This window comes from Porphyrobacter sp. YT40, assembly GCF_006542605.1.
In the GTDB taxonomy this organism is placed as follows: domain Bacteria; phylum Pseudomonadota; class Alphaproteobacteria; order Sphingomonadales; family Sphingomonadaceae; genus Erythrobacter.
Map to the genome: position 1 here is coordinate 2,643,997 of NZ_CP041222.1, position 16,825 is coordinate 2,660,821.

19 protein-coding genes are annotated in these 16,825 nt (G+C 65.6%); 5 read left to right on the forward strand and 14 right to left on the reverse strand.

Translation table 11 applies throughout. From position 1 onward, the window contains the following. Positions 1–30: 30 nt before the first annotated feature. Positions 31–288: a hypothetical protein gene (locus tag E2E27_RS12375; protein WP_141459572.1), complete on the forward strand. Its 258-nt coding sequence runs from the start codon at positions 31–33 to the stop codon at positions 286–288. A 180-nt stretch (positions 289–468) separates the two neighbouring features. Next, on the forward strand, positions 469–1,083 hold the full coding sequence (rpsD, locus tag E2E27_RS12380; protein WP_141459574.1) for a 30S ribosomal protein S4: 615 nt from the start codon (positions 469–471) through the stop codon (positions 1,081–1,083). Between the two features lie 61 nt (positions 1,084–1,144). Here the strand turns inward: rpsD and E2E27_RS12385 are convergent, their stop codons facing one another. The 13 genes from E2E27_RS12385 to E2E27_RS12445 all read right to left on the reverse strand — a co-directional run bounded on the left by E2E27_RS12385 (position 1,145) and on the right by E2E27_RS12445 (position 12,385). After that, on the reverse strand, positions 1,145–2,608 hold the full coding sequence (locus tag E2E27_RS12385) for a S41 family peptidase (RefSeq protein ID WP_141459576.1): 1,464 nt from the start codon (positions 2,606–2,608) through the stop codon (positions 1,145–1,147). A 76-nt stretch (positions 2,609–2,684) separates the two neighbouring features. Then, complete coding sequence (locus tag E2E27_RS12390; RefSeq protein ID WP_141459578.1) at positions 2,685–3,788, reverse strand: helix-turn-helix domain-containing protein; 1,104 nt, start codon at positions 3,786–3,788, stop codon at positions 2,685–2,687. Positions 3,789–3,857: 69 nt separating this feature from the next. After that, complete coding sequence (locus E2E27_RS12395) at positions 3,858–4,160, reverse strand: chorismate mutase (protein ID WP_141459580.1); 303 nt, start codon at positions 4,158–4,160, stop codon at positions 3,858–3,860. Beyond that, a complete protein-coding gene (tgt, locus tag E2E27_RS12400) occupies positions 4,160–5,296 on the reverse strand; it encodes a tRNA guanosine(34) transglycosylase Tgt (protein WP_141459582.1) in 1,137 nt (378 codons plus the stop codon). The genes E2E27_RS12395 and tgt overlap by 1 nt, the downstream gene beginning before the upstream one ends. Before the next feature lie 179 nt (positions 5,297–5,475). Next, positions 5,476–6,054: a hypothetical protein gene (locus tag E2E27_RS12405; protein WP_141459584.1), complete on the reverse strand. Its 579-nt coding sequence runs from the start codon at positions 6,052–6,054 to the stop codon at positions 5,476–5,478. A gap of 165 nt (positions 6,055–6,219) precedes the next feature. After that, positions 6,220–6,987, reverse strand: coding sequence for an ABC transporter permease (locus tag E2E27_RS12410; protein WP_141459586.1), 768 nt, complete (start codon positions 6,985–6,987; stop codon positions 6,220–6,222). After that, complete coding sequence (locus tag E2E27_RS12415) at positions 6,987–7,931, reverse strand: ABC transporter ATP-binding protein (RefSeq protein WP_141459588.1); 945 nt, start codon at positions 7,929–7,931, stop codon at positions 6,987–6,989. The genes E2E27_RS12410 and E2E27_RS12415 overlap by 1 nt, the downstream gene beginning before the upstream one ends. A 9-nt stretch (positions 7,932–7,940) precedes the next feature. Next, entirely contained in the window at positions 7,941–8,978 is a 1,038-nt protein-coding gene (gene queA / locus E2E27_RS12420; protein WP_141459589.1) for a tRNA preQ1(34) S-adenosylmethionine ribosyltransferase-isomerase QueA, read from the reverse strand. A gap of 42 nt (positions 8,979–9,020) precedes the next feature. Next, a complete protein-coding gene (locus tag E2E27_RS12425) occupies positions 9,021–9,755 on the reverse strand; it encodes a peptidylprolyl isomerase (RefSeq protein WP_141459591.1) in 735 nt (244 codons plus the stop codon). An 86-nt stretch (positions 9,756–9,841) separates the two neighbouring features. Continuing rightward, complete coding sequence (coaD, locus tag E2E27_RS12430) at positions 9,842–10,354, reverse strand: pantetheine-phosphate adenylyltransferase (protein ID WP_141459593.1); 513 nt, start codon at positions 10,352–10,354, stop codon at positions 9,842–9,844. A 31-nt stretch (positions 10,355–10,385) separates the two neighbouring features. Then, positions 10,386–11,150 (reverse strand): AIM24 family protein, encoded by a 765-nt coding sequence (locus E2E27_RS12435; RefSeq protein ID WP_141459595.1) that lies wholly within the window; start codon positions 11,148–11,150, stop codon positions 10,386–10,388. 45 nt (positions 11,151–11,195) lie between these two features. Continuing rightward, positions 11,196–12,107, reverse strand: a complete 912-nt coding sequence (locus E2E27_RS12440; protein WP_141461864.1) for a polyprenyl synthetase family protein — start codon at positions 12,105–12,107, stop codon at positions 11,196–11,198. Positions 12,108–12,112: 5 nt separating this feature from the next. Continuing rightward, complete coding sequence (locus E2E27_RS12445) at positions 12,113–12,385, reverse strand: exodeoxyribonuclease VII small subunit (protein WP_141459597.1); 273 nt, start codon at positions 12,383–12,385, stop codon at positions 12,113–12,115. A gap of 85 nt (positions 12,386–12,470) precedes the next feature. On the opposite strand from E2E27_RS12445, the gene E2E27_RS12450 reads away from it, so the two are divergent. The 3 genes from E2E27_RS12450 to purL are packed head-to-tail and all read left to right on the forward strand — an operon-like array spanning position 12,471 to position 15,835. After that, on the forward strand, positions 12,471–12,893 hold the full coding sequence (locus tag E2E27_RS12450; RefSeq protein WP_169712054.1) for a DUF2177 family protein: 423 nt from the start codon (positions 12,471–12,473) through the stop codon (positions 12,891–12,893). A 1-nt stretch (position 12,894) separates the two neighbouring features. Then, positions 12,895–13,569, forward strand: coding sequence for a hypothetical protein (locus E2E27_RS12455; protein WP_141459599.1), 675 nt, complete (start codon positions 12,895–12,897; stop codon positions 13,567–13,569). A 28-nt stretch (positions 13,570–13,597) separates the two neighbouring features. Continuing rightward, entirely contained in the window at positions 13,598–15,835 is a 2,238-nt protein-coding gene (gene purL / locus E2E27_RS12460) for a phosphoribosylformylglycinamidine synthase subunit PurL (RefSeq protein ID WP_141459601.1), read from the forward strand. A 111-nt stretch (positions 15,836–15,946) separates the two neighbouring features. Here the strand turns inward: purL and E2E27_RS12465 are convergent, their stop codons facing one another. Beyond that, positions 15,947–16,738 carry a Coq4 family protein gene (locus E2E27_RS12465; protein ID WP_141459603.1) on the reverse strand — a complete coding sequence of 264 codons (792 nt, stop codon included), beginning with the start codon at positions 16,736–16,738 and terminating at the stop codon, positions 15,947–15,949. Positions 16,739–16,825: the final 87 nt, after the last annotated feature.

Here is a 16,825-nt window from a genome sequence, read left to right on the forward strand (position 1 = left end):
TCCCTCTCCCCCAACCAAGTGAGATTGCTGATGAACTTCCCGCGCCGTTTCACGCTGGCCCCGGCCGGCGCCCTGCTGCTTGCTCCCCTCGGCGCGGCCGCGCAGCCCAGCGATACCGTTCAGCCCGCCGAAACCGAAGCCCCGCAGACCGAAGCGCCCAAGCCGGACGCCGAGGCGGAAGAGGACAAGCGCATCTGCCGCTATGTCAAGCTCGACACATCGAGCCGCCGCAAGACCAAGATCTGCCGCACGGTCGAGGAATGGCGCGAGCTGAACAACCCCCGTTGAGCCAGCCAAGGCCGGTCTGCGCTTGACCCGAGGGCCAATCCTGCTATGCGCGCGCCTTCGCAAATGGGCCCTGCACCCCGGTGAAGCAGTGGCCGCATCCCGCCCCAAGGTCCGGGATGGAGCGATGCCGGGTTAGATCGCTGCCCACAGGGGGCGGCGCAGCACATTGAAGGAAGACTTATGTCGAAGCGCAAGAGCGCCAAGTACAAGCTTGACCGCCGGATGGGCGAAAACATCTGGGGTCGCCCGAATTCCCCGGTGAACAAGCGTTCCTACGGCCCCGGCCAGCATGGCCAGCGCCGCAAGGGCAAGATGAGCGACTATGGCCTGCAGCTGCGCGCCAAGCAGAAGCTCAAGGGCTACTACGGCGACGTCACCGAAAAGCAGTTCAAGCGCACCTATGCCGAAGCATCGCGCATGAAGGGCGACACCAGCCAGAACCTGATCGGCCTGCTCGAGCAGCGTCTGGACATGGTCGTCTACCGCGCCAAGTTCGCGCCGACGATCTTCGCCGCGCGCCAGATCGTCAGCCACGGTCACATCTATGTGAACGGCGTCAAGTGCAACATCGCCTCGCGCCGCGTGGTGGTGGGCGACGTGATCAGCCTTGGCAGCAAGGCCAGGGAAATGGCGCTGGTGATCGAAGCCCAGAGCCTCGCCGAGCGTGACATTCCCGACTACGTCATGCCCGATGGCACCGACAAGGTGACCTTCACCCGCGTGCCGAAGCTCGACGAAGTGCCTTACCCGGTGACGATGGAACCGAACCTGGTGGTCGAATTCTACTCGCGCTGATCCTTCGGACGGCATGACACACGAAAAGGGCGGCCTTGCGGGGCCGCCCTTTTTCGTTGGATCAGCGGCGGCTCAACCAGTCGATCGCTCGCTCCATACAGGCATCCCGCCCGCCGGCGATGTCGGCGATGCTGCGCGGGATGACAACGTCGGGATCGACCCCGGCGTCGGGCTGCGGGACGGTGGGAAAATAGCCGATCAGCGGAATATCGAACTCGATCCCGGACTCCGGCAGGCGCACGAAAAAATAGGACCCGCCGTTAATCCCGCGCAGGTTCCCGCCCGATGTCTCGCCGAACAGCCTGACAAGTCCCGATTCCTTGGCGCGCCGAGCAAAAGAGAAGGTCGCCGAACTGCACACCGGCGAGATTAGCGCCGCCACCGGCACGGTCAGGCGCGGGGCCATTGCGGGGATGAAGTCGGTTTCCTCGATCTTGCCGGGCAATTCATAGAACCCGCCGCCGACATCCTCGGCCTCGACGCCGATCTTGCGGAAGCTGCGGTCCCACGTGTCGAGATAGGGGTCGAGCGCGGCCGGGACCTCGCGATAGCGGACAAGCTTGCGATACCCGGGGAACTGGATGTCCCTGTCGGTCAGGCGCGAGAGGATCACGTTCCCGCACTCGTTTCCGCCTTCGTTGTCGCGCAGGTCGAGAACGAGGCCACGCGCGCCCGACAGGCTGGCGAGCCTGTCGTCGAGCCAGCGCTCCCAGTCCCACTTGGTGTTGTACATCACCCAGGTCGGCATGGTCAGGACGGCAACGTCGCCGCGCATTTCCCATGTCCAGAGCGGGGTGTCGGTGCCCTCGTCATCGGGGACGGAAAGCCCGGCCTGACGCTCGGCGAGCCCGATGGCCGGCAGCTCGATCGCAAAGTCGCTGCCGTCTGGCCGCTGGGCGGTGATCCGATGCAGCGCGTTCTCGGGCGGGAAGAGCAGCCCCTGATAGACGTCGAAATATTCGAAGGTGTCGGTGTTGCGCATCTCCAGCTGGCTGCGGCGCTTCGCATCATTGTGCCCGTCGGCGCGGGTGAGCGGGAGCAGGCTGTAGAGAATGTCCGACACCGGCACGCCATTGAGCGTCACGATGCGCGTTCCCGGCTCCAGCTTGCCGGTGCCGCTGAGATCGCGGGTCACCACCATCGCATCCCCAAGCCAAACGAAGGCGAAGGGCACCCGCGTCGGCCGCTCGAACAACTCGGCGGCCACCGCGTCGGACTGGTTGTAGAAGTTGCACTGGGTGTGGCCACAGCGGATCGAAGAGAGAAAGCGCTGGAGGTTCACGAAGCGCTCGGCGCGCGTGGCGGCGCGCCCCTGCGCCACCTCGAGACACAGCAGCCCGTCTGCGATCTCGCGCGGGGAGTTGTAGCGATAGAGCCCGGGATGGAGGTCCAGCGCCGCGCGCAGGATCGCCATGTCGTCGAGCGCCGCCGCGCCCTCGTCTGCCACCGCTCGCGCGGCGAAGGGCAGCGTCAGCATGGCCCCGCCCGCCGCGGTGCCGCGCATGAAATTCCGTCTGTCCAGCATGATCGCCTCCTGTCTGTCCGGAGCCTGATGGGCGGCACGCGCGCATCATGCGCTGCAAAAGGCGAAATCGGGCGAACTATTCGCCTTTTGAGACGTGTCTTTGGCGATAGGTCGAGGGGGTGCAGCCATACTCGGCCCGAAAGGCGCGGTTGAAGCTCGCCTTGGAACTGAACCCGGCCTCGAGCGCGAGGTCGAGCAGATCGTCGCTGCGCCCCGCCGCGATGGCATCGGCCACGGTCTCGCAGCGCAGACGACCCACGAAGGTGGCGAAGTTCATCCCCAGCCCTTCGTTGAGCGCGCGCGAGAGATAGCCGGTGTTGGTTCCGAGCCGCCGCGCGAGCAGGGCAAGGCTGAGGTCGGGATCGGTGTGCCAGCGCTGGTTGCGCGTGGTCGCGGCCCACGCCTGACCCAGCGCCGCCCAGTCGCGCGTCTGGTTGTCGGTCGGCGGAACCTCGGGCATCGGGAAGCGGCGGTCGGCATGGCGCAGGCCCTGCACACCGAGGAAGAGCGCGATCGCGGCAATCGCCACATAGAGCCCCATCAGGCCGCGATAGCCGAGCGGCGCGACAAAATCCCATACGCCGAAAATCGTCCAGACCGCGAGCAGCACGAACAGCGCGGCCATCGCTTGGCCCAGCCAACCCAGCGCATAGCGTTCCGCATCGGCGACCTGCTGCGGAAGCTCGGCCCGGTAGCGCGTGATCATGCGGGCGATGGCGAGACCATAGCCGGTGAGCCCCGCCATCACCCCCAGTCCGGTGATCAGCTGGTAGGCTGGCCCCTGCCGCGCCAGCCATTCGTTCTTCAACGGCAAGGGCAGTGCGAGGAAGCAAATCGCCAGATAGGCGAACTGCGCAAGGGCGGGAAACAGGTGGCGCTTTGCGCGATCCGGCCAATGCCCCTTGAGCAAGGCGTGGACATAGAGCCAGAACAGCGGGGCGACGGCGAGCGTGATCGACACCGGAACGAAGCTGAGCCAGCGCCAGCGATCATAGAAGCCGGCAAAGCCTATCATCCAGGGGGTTACGATCCCCGCCAGCACCACCAGCAAAGCCGCCAGCGTGCGGTTCGATGCGCGGTTTTCAAGCGGACGGGTGAGCGCGGCGGCGATCAGCAGGAGCTGGATGAAGGCCACAAGCAGCAGCGCGGTGCGCCAGCCAAAGACCAGATCATCGGTCATTGCGGCAATCCTCTGGCGGCAGGATGGCGATGCGGGACGGTGCCATCATCGCGTTGCGCCCGACCGAAGCTAGGCTCGCACGCGGTCCCATTCGCCGAATTCATAGGCGATCGAGCCTTCGACCAGACGCTCCCAGATATCGGCGACGACATCGCCGGGAATGCCCGCTGCCTCGGCCTCGGCGACGGCGGCGGCGATCACGCTGGCCTTGCGCGCCTCATCGCGCACGGCATCGCGGGTGGGCTTGATCCGGGCGGCGGCGCGCATGTAGCCGAACCGCTTCGCCAGCAGCGCCACCAGCTCGCGGTCGAGCGCATCGACGCCTTCGCGCACGTCGGCCATGGTCTGGCAGTCTTCGGGCAGTTTGGGCATCAAGCGGAACTTCCAAGGTAATCGCGCCGGAAGGCAGCGGCAAAATCGGTGAATGTCCCTGCGGCAATGGCAGTCCGCATGGCTCCCATCAAGGCCTGATAGAAGCTGAGATTGTGCTCGGTCACCAGCATCGCGCCGAGCATCTCGCCCGATTTCACGAGGTGGTGGATGTAGGCGCGGCTGTAGGTGGTGCAGACTGGACAATGGCAGCGCGCGTCGAGCGGGCCGGTGTCCTCGGCAAAGCGCGCATTCCTCAGGTTGAGCGGGCCGTTCCAGGTGAAGGCCTGCCCGTTGCGGCCCGAGCGGGTCGGCAGCACGCAATCGAACATGTCGATCCCGCGCTCGACCGCGCCAACGAGATCGTCGGGCTTGCCCACGCCCATCAGGTAGCGCGGGCGGTCGGCCGGCAGCATGTCGGGCGCGTAGTCGAGCACGCCGAACATCGCTTCCTGCCCCTCGCCCACGGCCAGCCCGCCGACCGCATAGCCATCGAAACCGATGTCGGAGAGCTTGTCGGCGCTGATGCGGCGCAGGTCTTCGTGGAGCGCGCCTTGCTGGATGCCGAACAGCGCGGCGCGGGAAGCGTGTTCCTCCCCCGCATCGAAGCCTTCGCGGCTGCGCTTCGCCCAGCGCATCGAGAGTTCCATCGAGGCGGCGATCTCGTCACGCGGACGGTCGGCACGGGGGCATTCGTCGAAGGCCATCACGATGTCGCTGCCGAGCAGGCGCTGGATTTCCATGCTGCGCTCGGGCGTGATCATGTGCTTGCTGCCGTCCAAGTGGCTGCGGAACTCGACGCCCTGCTCGGTCAGTTTGCGCAGTTCCGAAAGGCTCATCACCTGATAGCCGCCGCTATCGGTCAGGATCGGGCGCTGCCAGTTCATGAAGCTGTGCAAGCCGCCAAGCCGGGCGACGCGCTCGGCGCCGGGGCGCAGCATCAGGTGGTAGGTGTTGCCGAGGATAATGTCCGCGCCGGTCTGGCGCACGGCCTCAGGCTTCATCGCCTTCACAGTGGCGGCGGTGCCCACGGGCATGAAGGCGGGGGTGCGGATTTCGCCGCGCTGCATCGCGATGGTGCCGGTGCGAGCCTTGCCGTCGGTCGCGTGGAGAGTGAAGGAGAAACGGGGTGCGGTCATTGCGCCCCGCGCGCTAGCGGGGTGCGGCTGGCCTGTCACCACTAAAGGCGGCATGGCCGCGCGTCGGAACGGCTTTTGCCGCACACACAAAAAAGGGGCCGAACGGGTCGGCCCCTTTCGCCACCAGGAGGTGACGTGCGGGGAAGCGGCGTGCCGCCTCCCCTTTGTCTTGAGACGGCTTAGAACTTGAAGCCAACGCCGACGGTCCCGCGCAGGGTGTCGAAGGCGATGGTGTCGACATTGGCGCGCAGCACCACCGAGCTCACCGGCACTTCGACGCCGACGCCGACGAGGTAATCGCCGCCAACATCGCTCACCGGGATGTCGTTGTCGTCGAGGAAGTCTTCGCTCACGCCGGTCAGGTTTTCGACATCGAGGTCGACCCACTGGTAACCGCCGCGGGCGTAGATCTTGCTGCCGCCTTCGGTCTTGAAACCGAGACGGGCCGAAACGCCGTATTCCGCCTCGATCGGGCCGCTGCCGAAGTGCGCGTTGCCTTCGACGCCGGCGAACAGGCTTTCACTGAGCGGGAAGTCGGCCGCGATGAAGCCGCCGTAGATTTCGGCGCTGTCATCGATGCTGAAATCGTCGAATTCGCCGTCATCGGCGTCGAGATCGCCGAGGTCGATGCCGAGGTCGTGCAGACCAACGGAAGCCCCGATGGTGATGTCGGCGCCTTCGGTCGACTGCGCCTGGGCGGCAGCCGGAAGAGCGATCGCGCCGATGGCGGCGAGAGTGGTGTAGGCGATCTTTTTCATGGAGTTGATCCTTGTTCTAATTCCCGGTCGCCCGCTTGGGACGACACGTGGACCGCAGATGGGATCGATCCGCTTGCTGCGCAATGAACGAAGCGTGCAAGCAACATTAATGTCTGCCGAACGGTGTATAATGTCCGACCAACGCCTTTCGTCGGATAGATCCGTTCACTCGCGCAAACGCCATCCGGTGCAAAAAATGATTGCAATAACAATGACGCAGATCGCCAGAAACGCGATTGTCAGGCCTAGAGACAGGGCGATCGGCACATCTGCCACACCGTAGAAGGAAAAGCGCAAACCACTCACCAGAAAGGCGATCGGGTTGGCGAGCGCCATTGCGTCCCATGGTGCGGGCAGTTCGCGGATCGAGTAGAAGGTGCCGCCCAGAAACGTCAGCGGCGTGAGGATCAGCAGCGGAATGATCCCGAGCTTTTCGAAGCTGTCAGCCCAGATGCCGAGAATGAAGCCGAACAACGCGAAGCTTGCCGCTACCAGCATGATGTAGAAGGCGGCGAACAGCGGGTATTTGATCTGGTAATCGACGAAAAATGTCGCCGTGGCGAGGATGATCGCGGCGAGGATCAGCCCCTTGGTCATCGCCGCACCGACGAAACCGGCAAGCGTCTCGGCGACGCCGACGGGAGCGGAAAGCAATTCGTAGATCGTGCCGGTGAAGCGCGGCATGTAGATGCCGAAGCTGGCGTTGCTGGTGGTCTCCCCCAGCAGGGTGAGCATCAGCAGACCGGGGATGATGAAGGCGCCATAAGGCACCCCGCCGATCGGCTCCATCCGCGCCCCGATGACGCTGCCGAACACCACGAAATAGAGCGAGGTGGTCAGCACCGGCGACAGGATCGACTGGAATGCGGTGCGGAAGGCGCGGGCCATCTCTCGCTGGTAGATGGCGAGCGCGCTGCGCAATTTGAAATGCATCACGCCGCCTCCGACTTGCTGCCCAGCAGGCCGACGAAAATATCCTCGAGCGAAGAATCGTGGATGTCGATGCTGGTGTAGACGATGCCTTCGCGCGCGAGGGCCTGGGTGAGTTCTGCGACCTGCGCCCGGCCCCCGCCCTGCCCGTTGCCGCCGCGATAGACGATCCGCGTGCCGCCCTCGGCGAGTTCGACCGGGAAGCTGGCGATGGCAGGCGGCAGCGCGGCAAGCGGCGCGGCGAGATCGATCACCGCCTCGGTGGTGCCCAATCGCTCCATCATCGCGCGCTTCTCGTCCACCATGAGGATGCGCCCGCCCTGAATGATGCCGACGCGGTCGGCCATTTCCTCGGCCTCCTCGATGTAGTGGGTGGTGAGGATGATCGTGACGCCGCGCTCCTTCAACGCGGCGATCTGCTGCCACATGTCCTTGCGCAGCTCGACATCGACGCCCGCTGTGGGCTCGTCGAGAAACAGCAGCTCAGGATCATGCGCCAGCGCCTTGGCGATCAGCACGCGGCGCTTCATCCCGCCCGAGAGCGCGCGGATCTGCGCATCGCGCTTGTCCCACAGCGAGAGGCTGCGCAGGATATCCTCGATCCGCGCCGGATCGTGCGGCTTGCCGAACAGGCCTTGCGAATAGGTGACCGCGCGGCGCACGGTTTCGAACATGTCGGTGGCGAGTTCCTGCGGCACCAGCCCGATCCGCGCCCGCGCCCGCCGCCAGTCGCGCGCGAGATCGTGCCCGAAAGCGTGCATCGTCCCGCCGCTCGGCCGCACCAGCCCGCACACCGCGCCGATCAGCGTGGTCTTGCCCGCCCCGTTCGGCCCGAGCAGCGCGAAAATCTCGCCTTTGCGGATATCGAGATCGACATTGTCGAGCGCGCGCGGGCCGTTCTTGTAGGTCTTGGTGAGGCCGCGGAGTGAGAGGATGGGTTCGCTCATTGCCACCGATTACGGGAGCAGCAGCGAGGAGTCACCATAGGAATAGAAGCGGTATTCGTTCGCGATGGCGTGGGCATAGGCCGCCATCATCCGCTCGCGCCCCATGAGCGCAGAAACGAGCATCATCAGGGTCGATTTGGGCAGGTGGAAATTGGTCATCAGCCCGTCGACCGCGCGGAGCTTGTAGCCGGGCGTGATGAAGATCGCGGTGTCGCCCGCGAAAGGCTGGATCACGCCGTTCTCGTCCACCGCGCTTTCCAGCAACCGCAGCGAAGTGGTGCCGACTGCGATGATCCGGCCTCCGGCAGCGCGTGCGGCATTGAGCCGGTCGGCGGTTTCGGCGGAGATGCGCCCGAATTCGGCGTGCATCCGGTGGTCGTCGGTGTCCTCGGCCTTCACCGGAAGGAACGTCCCCGCCCCAACATGCAGCGTCAGCATCGCGCGCCCGATTCCGGCGGCGTCAATCGCGTCGACCAGCCTTTGCGTAAAGTGCAGTGAGGCGGTGGGAGCGGCAACCGCACCCTCTTCGCGCGCGAACATGGTCTGGTAGTCTTCGAGGTCTTGGGCATCGACCCCGCGCTTGCTCGCGATATAGGGCGGCAGCGGCATGGTGCCCGCGCGGTCGAGCAGGACTTCGACTGGCTCCTCGCCCTCGAAAAGCAAGGTCAGCGAGCCGTCGGCATGGCGCTCCTCGGCCCGCGCGGTGACGCCGCCGCCGAACACCAGTTGGTCGCCGATCTTCACCCGCTTGGCGTTTCTGAGGAAGGCCTGCCAGCGTCTGAGGTCGATCCGCTTGTGCAAAGTCGCGCCGATCCTGGCTTCACCGTCAGCGCGGCGGCCTTCGAGCTGGGCGGGAATGACGCGGGTGTCGTTGAACACCAGCACATCGCCGGGGTTCAGCAATTGCGGTAGATCGCGCAAGCCGCGGTCCTCGAACGGGGCATCACCCCCCCGCACCACCAGCATCCGCGCCGCATCGCGCGGGCGCACGGGGCGCAGCGCGATACGCTCTTGCGGAAGCTCGAAATCGAACAGGTCAACCTTCATGGGCCGCGCGCATAGAGCCGCGTGCCCTGTGAGGGAAGAGCCTTAGGGCAGCGGCGCGCTCAGCATGTCGGCCGAGATCGGCGCATCCTCGGCCGGCGCGGGCGGCGGCGGAGGCGGCAGGTTGTCGCTGCCGAGCGAGGCCTGGACGATGTAAGTCGGGTTTTGCGGCGGTTCGCCCCGGTTGATGGCGTCCACCGCTTCCATGTTCTCGATCACCCGGCCGAAATTGGTGTATTTCTTGTCGAGGCTGAAGCGCGGGTAGAAGACGATGAAGAACTGGCTGTTGGCGCTGTCCTCTTCCGAGGCGCGCGCCATCGACAGCGTGCCGCGCACGTGGGGCATGGGGTTGAATTCGGCCTTGAGATCGGGAAGTTCGCTGCCGCCCTGCCCGGTGCCGGTCGGATCGCCGCCCTGCGCCATGAAGCCATCGATCACGCGGTGGAACACCACTCCGTTGTAGAAGCCCGCGCGGGTCAGCGTCTTGATCCGCTCGACATGACCGGGGGCCCAACCGGCCTGAAGGCGGATCTTGACTCGCTCGCCATTCGACAGGTCGAGCACCCAGACGTTCTCGGGATCGACCGTCGGATCGAAATTGATCGGCGCATAGGTGCGCGGAGCGACGGGCATTGCGGCCTCATCCGCGTCGGGCTTTTCGGCGTTCTCGCCGAAAGCCTCGGGCGGGGTGTCGTCCTTTTGCTTTTGCGCGAAGGCGGCCTGCGGCGCGGCGAAAAGGGCGAAAGCGGCAAAGGCAGTGGCAAACTTGGCTGTGATCATGGTTCCATCCGGATTTCAGCCGGGCGTTTAGCCCCGCCGGTCTGACACTGCAATGAACGAAGGCGGCGCGTGTGGACAAGCGCGCGTCAGTAATCGCCCTTGAGCCCGTGTTCGCGCACCCGTGCGACCACTTCCTCGCACACCGGCGCGCTGACGAAGCGGGCGATATCGCCGCCATAGACCGCGATTTCCTTGACCAGCTTGGACGCGATCGGTTGCAGCGAGACATCGGCCATCAGGAACACGGTTTCGATATCGTCGTCGAGCTGCTGGTTCATGCCCGCCATCTGATATTCGTATTCGAAATCGGCGACCGCGCGCAGGCCGCGGATGATGACATTGGCGCCCATCTTCTGCGCGAACTTCACCAGCAGCGCATTGAAGCCCACCACCTCGACATTGCCGAGCCCCATGTTCGCCACCTCGCGCTCGACCATGTGGAAGCGTTCCTCGGTCGAGAACATCGGGTTCTTGGAAGGATTGGTGGTCACCCCGATGATCAGGTGATCGACCAGCTTGGAGCCGCGCCGGATGATGTCGGCGTGGCCCAGGGTGATGGGATCGAAGGTGCCGGGATAGATCCCGATGCGGCGGCTCATGCTGCGTGTCCTCTCTCGGGCTCGGGCCGGGTCAGGCGATGCGCGACGACGGCGTTACCCACACCGCGCCCTGCCCGCGCAGCTTGTAGACGAAGCCCTCGCCCGATCGCATCGCATTGCGCAGCCCGGCCACCAGCGGGCCGATGGTGACTTCGAGGTTCGCCGAATACATCAGCATGAAATCGCCATCGACCACGACTTCCTGCCCCGGCAGCACGGCGATTTCGTCGATCTCCGTGACGGGCACCGGGCTTTCCACCGCGAACACCCCCGCCCCGGTGATCTTGGGCTGGGCGAGGCCATTGCCCGAGAACATGCCCGAGATCGACTTGTGCATGTGGGTGGAGAGCGCAATCTCCGCAGAGCAGGCATAGAATGCACGGTCATCCAGCAGCAGGGCATCCTGCGGGCCGTCCATCGTGGCGAGGATGAAGTGCTTGCGCACCGGCTCGCACCAGATCGTGCCGCTGCCTGAATAGCGCGTCGCGTGGGCCGATTCGCCCGTCGCCGCCGAAGCCGCCGCACGCGCGAAAAAGCCCTTCTGCGCCTCGTGCCGCACGATTTCGGCACTGAGATTACCGTAGGAATATTGCAGCGCCCCCGGTTCGATCAGCGCCGAGGCGTTGTTGAGCACGATTTCGAGCTGATGCACGTCGGTCGGCTCGGCGATGTAGTGGAGCTGCCCTTCGACCCCGGTGGGGATCCCGCGCGCCACCATCTTCTTTTCGACGAAGCGGTGGATGCGCATCGTCACCCCGCCATAGGTTTCTTCCTGAACGACTTGCCGGAATGCCATGTTGTCCCCCTTGCAGTGCCTATGCGTGTGGCGGGCCGCCGGTGATCAGCGGTCGCGTTCGACGATGTAGCGGGCGAGCGCGCGCAGGATGTCGGCCTCCGCGCCGTAGGACGATAGCCGCTCGACAGCCTGATCGACCAGCGCACGCGCCTGTTCGCGGGCGCGATCGACGCCCAGCAGCGTGACGAAGGTCTGTTTGCCTTGTTCGTCATCCTTGCGCAGCGCCTTGCCCGCCTTGTCCTCGTCTCCGACGACATCGAGCAAGTCGTCGGCGATCTGGAAGGCGAGGCCGATGTCGCGGGCATAGGCGCGCAGATGCGCCCGGCCCTGCGGCGCCACCTTGCCGAGGATCGCGCCCATCTCGACGCTGGCGGCCAGCAGCGCGCCGGTCTTGAGCTGTTGCAGCCGGGTGATGGTGTGGAGATCGTAGGTTACGCCCTCCTCGTCGGCGACCATGTCCATCATCTGCCCGCCGGCCATGCCGTGCATCCCCGAGGCCTTGCCCAGCGTCAGGATCAGTTCGGAGCGGGTAAAGGGATCGGTGCTGGTGCCCTCATCGGCGAGGATTTCGAAAGCGAGCGCGTGGAGCGCATCGCCCGCCAGCACGGCGGTCGCCTCGTCATAGACCTTGTGCAGAGTCGGCTTGCCGTGGCGCAGATCGTCATTGTCCATGCAGGGCAAGTCGTCGTGGATCAGCGAATAGACGTGGATCGCCTCGATCGCCGCCCCGGCGCGCAGGGCGGCATCGCGCGACACGCCGAACAGGCCCGCGGTGCTGCACACCAGCAGCGGACGCACCCGCTTGCCGCCGCCGATCGCGGCATAGCGCATCGCCTCGATCAGGCGCGCGCTGGTATCGTCGGGCACCGGGAGCAGCGCATCGAACAGCGAATCGATGTCGGACTGGACGCTCCTGATCGCGTCCCCAAGCAGCGTGCTGCCGCTTTCCACCAGCATCACGCTCAACCTTCCGCGTCGAACGGGCGGGTGCCGCTCGCCCGGCCATCGGCACCGGTGACGATCTTCTCGATCCGCGCCTGCGCCGCATCGAGCCGCTGCTGGCACGCCGCACGCAGCGCCTCGCCGCGTTCGTAGAGGCTGATCGACTGGTCGAGCGGCACGTCGCCGCGTTCCAGCTGCTGCACGATCTGCTCAAGCTGACCGAGCGCCTGCTCGAAGCTTAATTGCGCGATGTCCTGCCCGGCCGCAGCCGGTGATGAAGTGCCCTTGTCCATGTCCGCGAGCATTGACGGGGCGCGGCGGTGCGGTCAAGGCTGCGCGGCATCGGGCGGGATCAACCAACACAGGATAATCGCACTCATGCTGCTGAAGTGGATCATCGCCTATGGCGTTGCGGCGCTGTCGTTTCTCATGCTCGATGCGGTGTGGCTGCGCTGGGCCTCGGTCAATCTCTACAAGCCGGTGATCGGCGAGATCATGGCCAAGGATTTCAACCTGCCTGCGGCCATCGCCTTCTACCTCATCTACATCGCCGGGATGTGCTGGTTCGCGATCAAGCCCGGCCTCGAAGGCGGCGGGGTGCAGGCGGCGATGCTCAACGGCATTCTGCTCGGCGCGCTGTGCTACGCGACCTTCGACCTCACCAGCCAGGCGGTGATGAAGGTGTGGTCGACCCAGATCAGCGTGCTCGACATCCTGTGGGGCGCCTTCGTCACCGGCGCGGCGAGCTCGCTCGCGTGCTGGGCCGTCCTGCGCTTCGCGCCCGCCACGCCTGCCGCCTGAGATGTTCATCGGCCACTTCGCCCCGGCCTTCGTCGCCGCTGCCGTCAGCCCGGAACGGCCCCGGCTGGCGACGATGTTCGTCGCTGCGCAGCTGGTCGATTGGGGCTTCTTCGCGCTCGCCGCCATCGGGGTCGAGCATATGCGGATTGACCCTGCGGCGAGCGTGATGGTGCCTTACGACCTCTACGACATGCCCTATACACACAGCCTCTTGGGCACGATGATCTGGGCCGCGGCCCTGCTCGGCATCGTGGCGCTGCGCGACCGCAGCCTCGGCACAGGGGCACTGGCGGGGCTGGTGGTGGTCTCGCACTGGGTGCTCGACTGGCTGGTACATATTCCCGACCTCACCATCGACGGCACGCCGCCCAAGCTGGGCCTCGGCCTGTGGAACGTGCCCTGGGTCGCGGTGCCGCTGGAACTGGGGCTGACGGGCGCGGCCTTTGCCTTCTACCTGCGCCGCACGCGCGGCCCGGCGGGGCCGCCGCTGGTGCTGGCGGGGGTCATGCTGCTGCTTCAGGCGATCAACTGGCTTGCCCCCCATCCCGATAGCGCCGGACTGCTGGTCTACCTTCAAGCGCTGATCGCCTTTGGCCTGCTGACCGCACTCGCCGCATGGGTGAGCAAAAATCGCTGGTTCCGGAAGCGCGGCAACTTGGCCTTCGCGCTCCAGTAATCTAGGGGGCGCGGCAAGGAGTCCCCCAATGAGCGCAATCACCCCCGAAATCGTCGAACAGCACGGCCTTTCCGCCGAGGAATACGAGCGTGTCCTCCACGCGCTGGGCCGCGAGCCGAACCTTGTCGAGCTCGGCATCTTTTCGGTGATGTGGTCGGAGCATTGCAGCTACAAGTCCTCGCGCCTGCACCTCAAGAAGCTGCCCACGGAAGCGCCGTGGGTGATCTGCGGCCCGGGTGAGAATGCCGGCGTGATCGACATCGGGGATGGTCAGGCGGCGATCTTCAAGATGGAGAGCCACAACCACCCCTCCTACATCGAGCCCTATCAGGGCGCGGCGACAGGCGTGGGCGGCATCCTGCGCGACGTGTTCACCATGGGCGCGCGGCCGATGGCCAACGCCAATGCGCTGCGCTTCGGGCGGCCCGAGCATCCCAAGATGAAGCATCTGGTGCAGGGCGTGGTCGCCGGGATCGGCGGCTACGGCAATTGCGTCGGCGTGCCGACGGTCGCGGGGGAGACGAACTTCCACCCGGCTTACGATGGTAACATCCTCGTCAACGCGATGACCGTGGGCGTCGCCGATCAGGACAAGATTTTCTACTCGGCTGCCACCGGCCTCGGCAATCCGATCGTCTATGTCGGAAGCAAGACCGGGCGTGACGGCATCCACGGCGCGACCATGGCGAGCGCGGACTTCGGCGAAGATGCCGAGGCCAAGCGCCCGACGGTGCAGGTCGGCGATCCCTTCACCGAAAAGCTGCTGATCGAGGCCTGCCTCGAACTGATGGCGACCGACGCCATCGTCGCCATTCAGGACATGGGCGCGGCGGGTCTCACCTCCTCGAGCGTCGAAATGGCCTCCAAGGGCGGCGCGGGCATTCGGCTCGACATGAACAAGGTGCCCTGCCGCGAAGAGGGCATGACGCCCTACGAGATGATGCTCTCGGAGAGCCAGGAGCGGATGCTCATGGTGCTGAAGCCCGGCAAGGAAGCCATGGCCGAGGCGATCTTCAAGAAGTGGGAGCTCGATTTCGCTGTCATCGGCGAAGTCACCGACACCGGGCACATGGTGCTCGAATTCAATGGCGAGGTCGTGTGCGACATCCCCCTCGCCCCGCTCGCGGACGAAGCGCCACTCTACGACCGGCCCTACTTGTCCAAGGAAGATTACACCGCCTGGGCCGGGATCAAACCGCTCGGCGAAGTGCCTGCGAGCGACGACATCGCCGCCGATCTTCTCACCATGATGGCCTCCCCCGACCTCGCCTCGCGCCGTTGGATCGCCGAGCAGTATGATTCGCAGGTCGGTGCCGACACGCTCCAGACCGGCGGCGATGCGGGCGTGGTGCGCGTCCATGGCACCGGCAAGGCGCTCGCGATCACCACCGATTGCACCCCGCGCTATGTCTTCGCCGACCCCTATGAAGGCGGCAAGCAGGCGATTGCCGAGGCTTATCGCAACCTGTGCGCGGTCGGCGCGCGGCCCTTGGCGGTGACGAACTGCCTCAACTTCGCCAATCCGCAACGCCCCGAGATCATGGCGCAGATCGTCCACGCGCTCGAAGGCATGGGCGATGCCTGCCGCCTGCTCGATTTCCCGATCGTGAGCGGCAATGTGAGCCTCTACAACGAAAGCAAGGCTACCGGCGGCGGCTCGGCGATCCTCCCCACCCCGGCCATTGGCGGCGTCGGCATCATCACCGATCTTTCGAAGATGATGACGATGCACTTCAAGAACGAAGGCGACGCGATCTACCTCGTCGGCCCCGAGTTCTGGGCCAAGCCCGATCCCACCCGCTCGCACCTCGGCCGCTCGCTGTGGCTGCGCGTGGTCAAGGGCATGGAAGCCGGACGCACCCCTCCCACCGACCTGACCGTGGAGAAGAACGCGGGCGAGATCATCCACGAACTGATCGCTGACGGCCTCGTCAACGCGGTTCACGACCTTTCCGACGGCGGCCTTGCGGTCGCGCTCGCCGAGATGGCGCTCGCCGGCGGGATCGGGGCGGAAACCGAGGCGGCCAACCCCGCCTACACCCCCGCGCAGTGGTGGTTCGGCGAGGATCAGGGCCGCTATCTCGTCACCGTGCCCGATGTCGCCGCGCTCAACGCAGCGCTCGCCAAGGGCACGCGCAACGACGAAACCGCGCAGATCGGCTTTCAGCGGATCGGCACGGTGGGCGGCGATTCGGTGCTCGGCGTGCCGCTCAGCGAGTTGCGCGCCGCGAACCAGCGGTTCTTCGAAGAGTGGATGGAGGGGTAAATAAACCCGTCCGTTCGGGCTGAGCTTGTCGAAGCCCCGTTCTTTTCTTTTCCGCTCGCCCAAGAAAAGAAATGCAGCCCTTCGACAAGCTCAGGCCGAACGGAGTTTGGATCAGGCCGCCTGCGCGCCGCCGAGCGTCAATTGCTCGCGCATCGTGCCCTCGCTTTCGAGGATCGCGAGGCACTGGCGGTAAACCTCCGGCGTGCCGATGTTCAGCCGCGCGCGCGCTGCGCCGATATCTTCGCGCATCAGCGCGGCGATATCTTGATGCGCGATCTTGCCCGCCGCGCGGCCCAGCCTGCGGCCCTCCCTGATCGCGGCGAAGAGCGGCGCCTTGGTGCCCGACACCTTTCCGATCTGCCGCGCGCCCGCATAGGCGATGAACAGGATCCCGGTGTTGTGGTTCTGCTCGTAGCTGAAGCCCAAGAGGCTCGCCTCGCCCAGCGCATCGCGGCCATAGCCGGTCAGCACGTGGAACAGATCATGCGTGTCGCGCAGACGATCGAAATACCACTGGGTCTGATCCTGCGGCAGGCTTTCGGGCGGGGCCCACTTGTGGCTTTCCGCCACCAGTCCCGCCGCCGAGAGCCCTTCGCGCTTCATGAAAGCGATATAATGCGCTGCAACGCTCTGCGGCCCGCAATCGGCCCAGCGGTCGTGATCGTCGAGCATCGCGGGGATGCTCACGCTGTCGGCCATGAAGCGCTGGCCTTCGGGCGAACGGATGAAGGCGTGCGCCTGCGCGTGGCTGCGCCTGCCCTTGGTCGCCTCGATGATGTGAAACACCTGCTCGGTGTCTTCCTTGTTCTCGACCAGCTTGCCGAAGTGGTGGAGCACCTTGAGCGGCCGGAATCCCGAAATCTTGCGGTCGGGAGCAACCAGCGGGAGATCGGTGAGCGCCATCGTGTAACGTCCTTTGGGCGAGTCGCGAAACGGGGTCCGGGCTCGCCACTTACACCAGTGTCAGTTAACAGTCCATTCTCCGCCCGA

What these genes read in the sequence shown, in the direction of transcription:
- tgt (WP_141459582.1), bottom strand. Translation starts at nt 5,296, where the DNA reads ATGACCGCACCCCGTTTCTCCTTCACTCTCCACGCGACCGACGGCAAG.
- E2E27_RS12425 (WP_141459591.1), bottom strand. Translation starts at nt 9,755, where the DNA reads ATGATCACAGCCAAGTTTGCCACTGCCTTTGCCGCTTTCGCCCTTTTC.
- queA (WP_141459589.1), bottom strand. Translation starts at nt 8,978, where the DNA reads ATGAAGGTTGACCTGTTCGATTTCGAGCTTCCGCAAGAGCGTATCGCG.
- E2E27_RS12395 (WP_141459580.1), bottom strand. Translation starts at nt 4,160, where the DNA reads ATGCCCAAACTGCCCGAAGACTGCCAGACCATGGCCGACGTGCGCGAA.
- E2E27_RS12440 (WP_141461864.1), bottom strand. Translation starts at nt 12,107, where the DNA reads ATGCTGGTGGAAAGCGGCAGCACGCTGCTTGGGGACGCGATCAGGAGC.
- E2E27_RS12385 (WP_141459576.1), bottom strand. Translation starts at nt 2,608, where the DNA reads ATGCTGGACAGACGGAATTTCATGCGCGGCACCGCGGCGGGCGGGGCC.
- E2E27_RS12465 (WP_141459603.1), bottom strand. Translation starts at nt 16,738, where the DNA reads ATGGCGCTCACCGATCTCCCGCTGGTTGCTCCCGACCGCAAGATTTCG.
- purL (WP_141459601.1), top strand. Translation starts at nt 13,598, where the DNA reads ATGAGCGCAATCACCCCCGAAATCGTCGAACAGCACGGCCTTTCCGCC.
- rpsD (WP_141459574.1), top strand. Translation starts at nt 469, where the DNA reads ATGTCGAAGCGCAAGAGCGCCAAGTACAAGCTTGACCGCCGGATGGGC.
- E2E27_RS12445 (WP_141459597.1), bottom strand. Translation starts at nt 12,385, where the DNA reads ATGGACAAGGGCACTTCATCACCGGCTGCGGCCGGGCAGGACATCGCG.
- E2E27_RS12415 (WP_141459588.1), bottom strand. Translation starts at nt 7,931, where the DNA reads ATGAGCGAACCCATCCTCTCACTCCGCGGCCTCACCAAGACCTACAAG.
- E2E27_RS12405 (WP_141459584.1), bottom strand. Translation starts at nt 6,054, where the DNA reads ATGAAAAAGATCGCCTACACCACTCTCGCCGCCATCGGCGCGATCGCT.
- E2E27_RS12455 (WP_141459599.1), top strand. Translation starts at nt 12,895, where the DNA reads ATGTTCATCGGCCACTTCGCCCCGGCCTTCGTCGCCGCTGCCGTCAGC.
- E2E27_RS12390 (WP_141459578.1), bottom strand. Translation starts at nt 3,788, where the DNA reads ATGACCGATGATCTGGTCTTTGGCTGGCGCACCGCGCTGCTGCTTGTG.
- E2E27_RS12375 (WP_141459572.1), top strand. Translation starts at nt 31, where the DNA reads ATGAACTTCCCGCGCCGTTTCACGCTGGCCCCGGCCGGCGCCCTGCTG.
- E2E27_RS12410 (WP_141459586.1), bottom strand. Translation starts at nt 6,987, where the DNA reads ATGCATTTCAAATTGCGCAGCGCGCTCGCCATCTACCAGCGAGAGATG.
- E2E27_RS12450 (WP_169712054.1), top strand. Translation starts at nt 12,471, where the DNA reads ATGCTGCTGAAGTGGATCATCGCCTATGGCGTTGCGGCGCTGTCGTTT.
- coaD (WP_141459593.1), bottom strand. Translation starts at nt 10,354, where the DNA reads ATGAGCCGCCGCATCGGGATCTATCCCGGCACCTTCGATCCCATCACC.
- E2E27_RS12435 (WP_141459595.1), bottom strand. Translation starts at nt 11,150, where the DNA reads ATGGCATTCCGGCAAGTCGTTCAGGAAGAAACCTATGGCGGGGTGACG.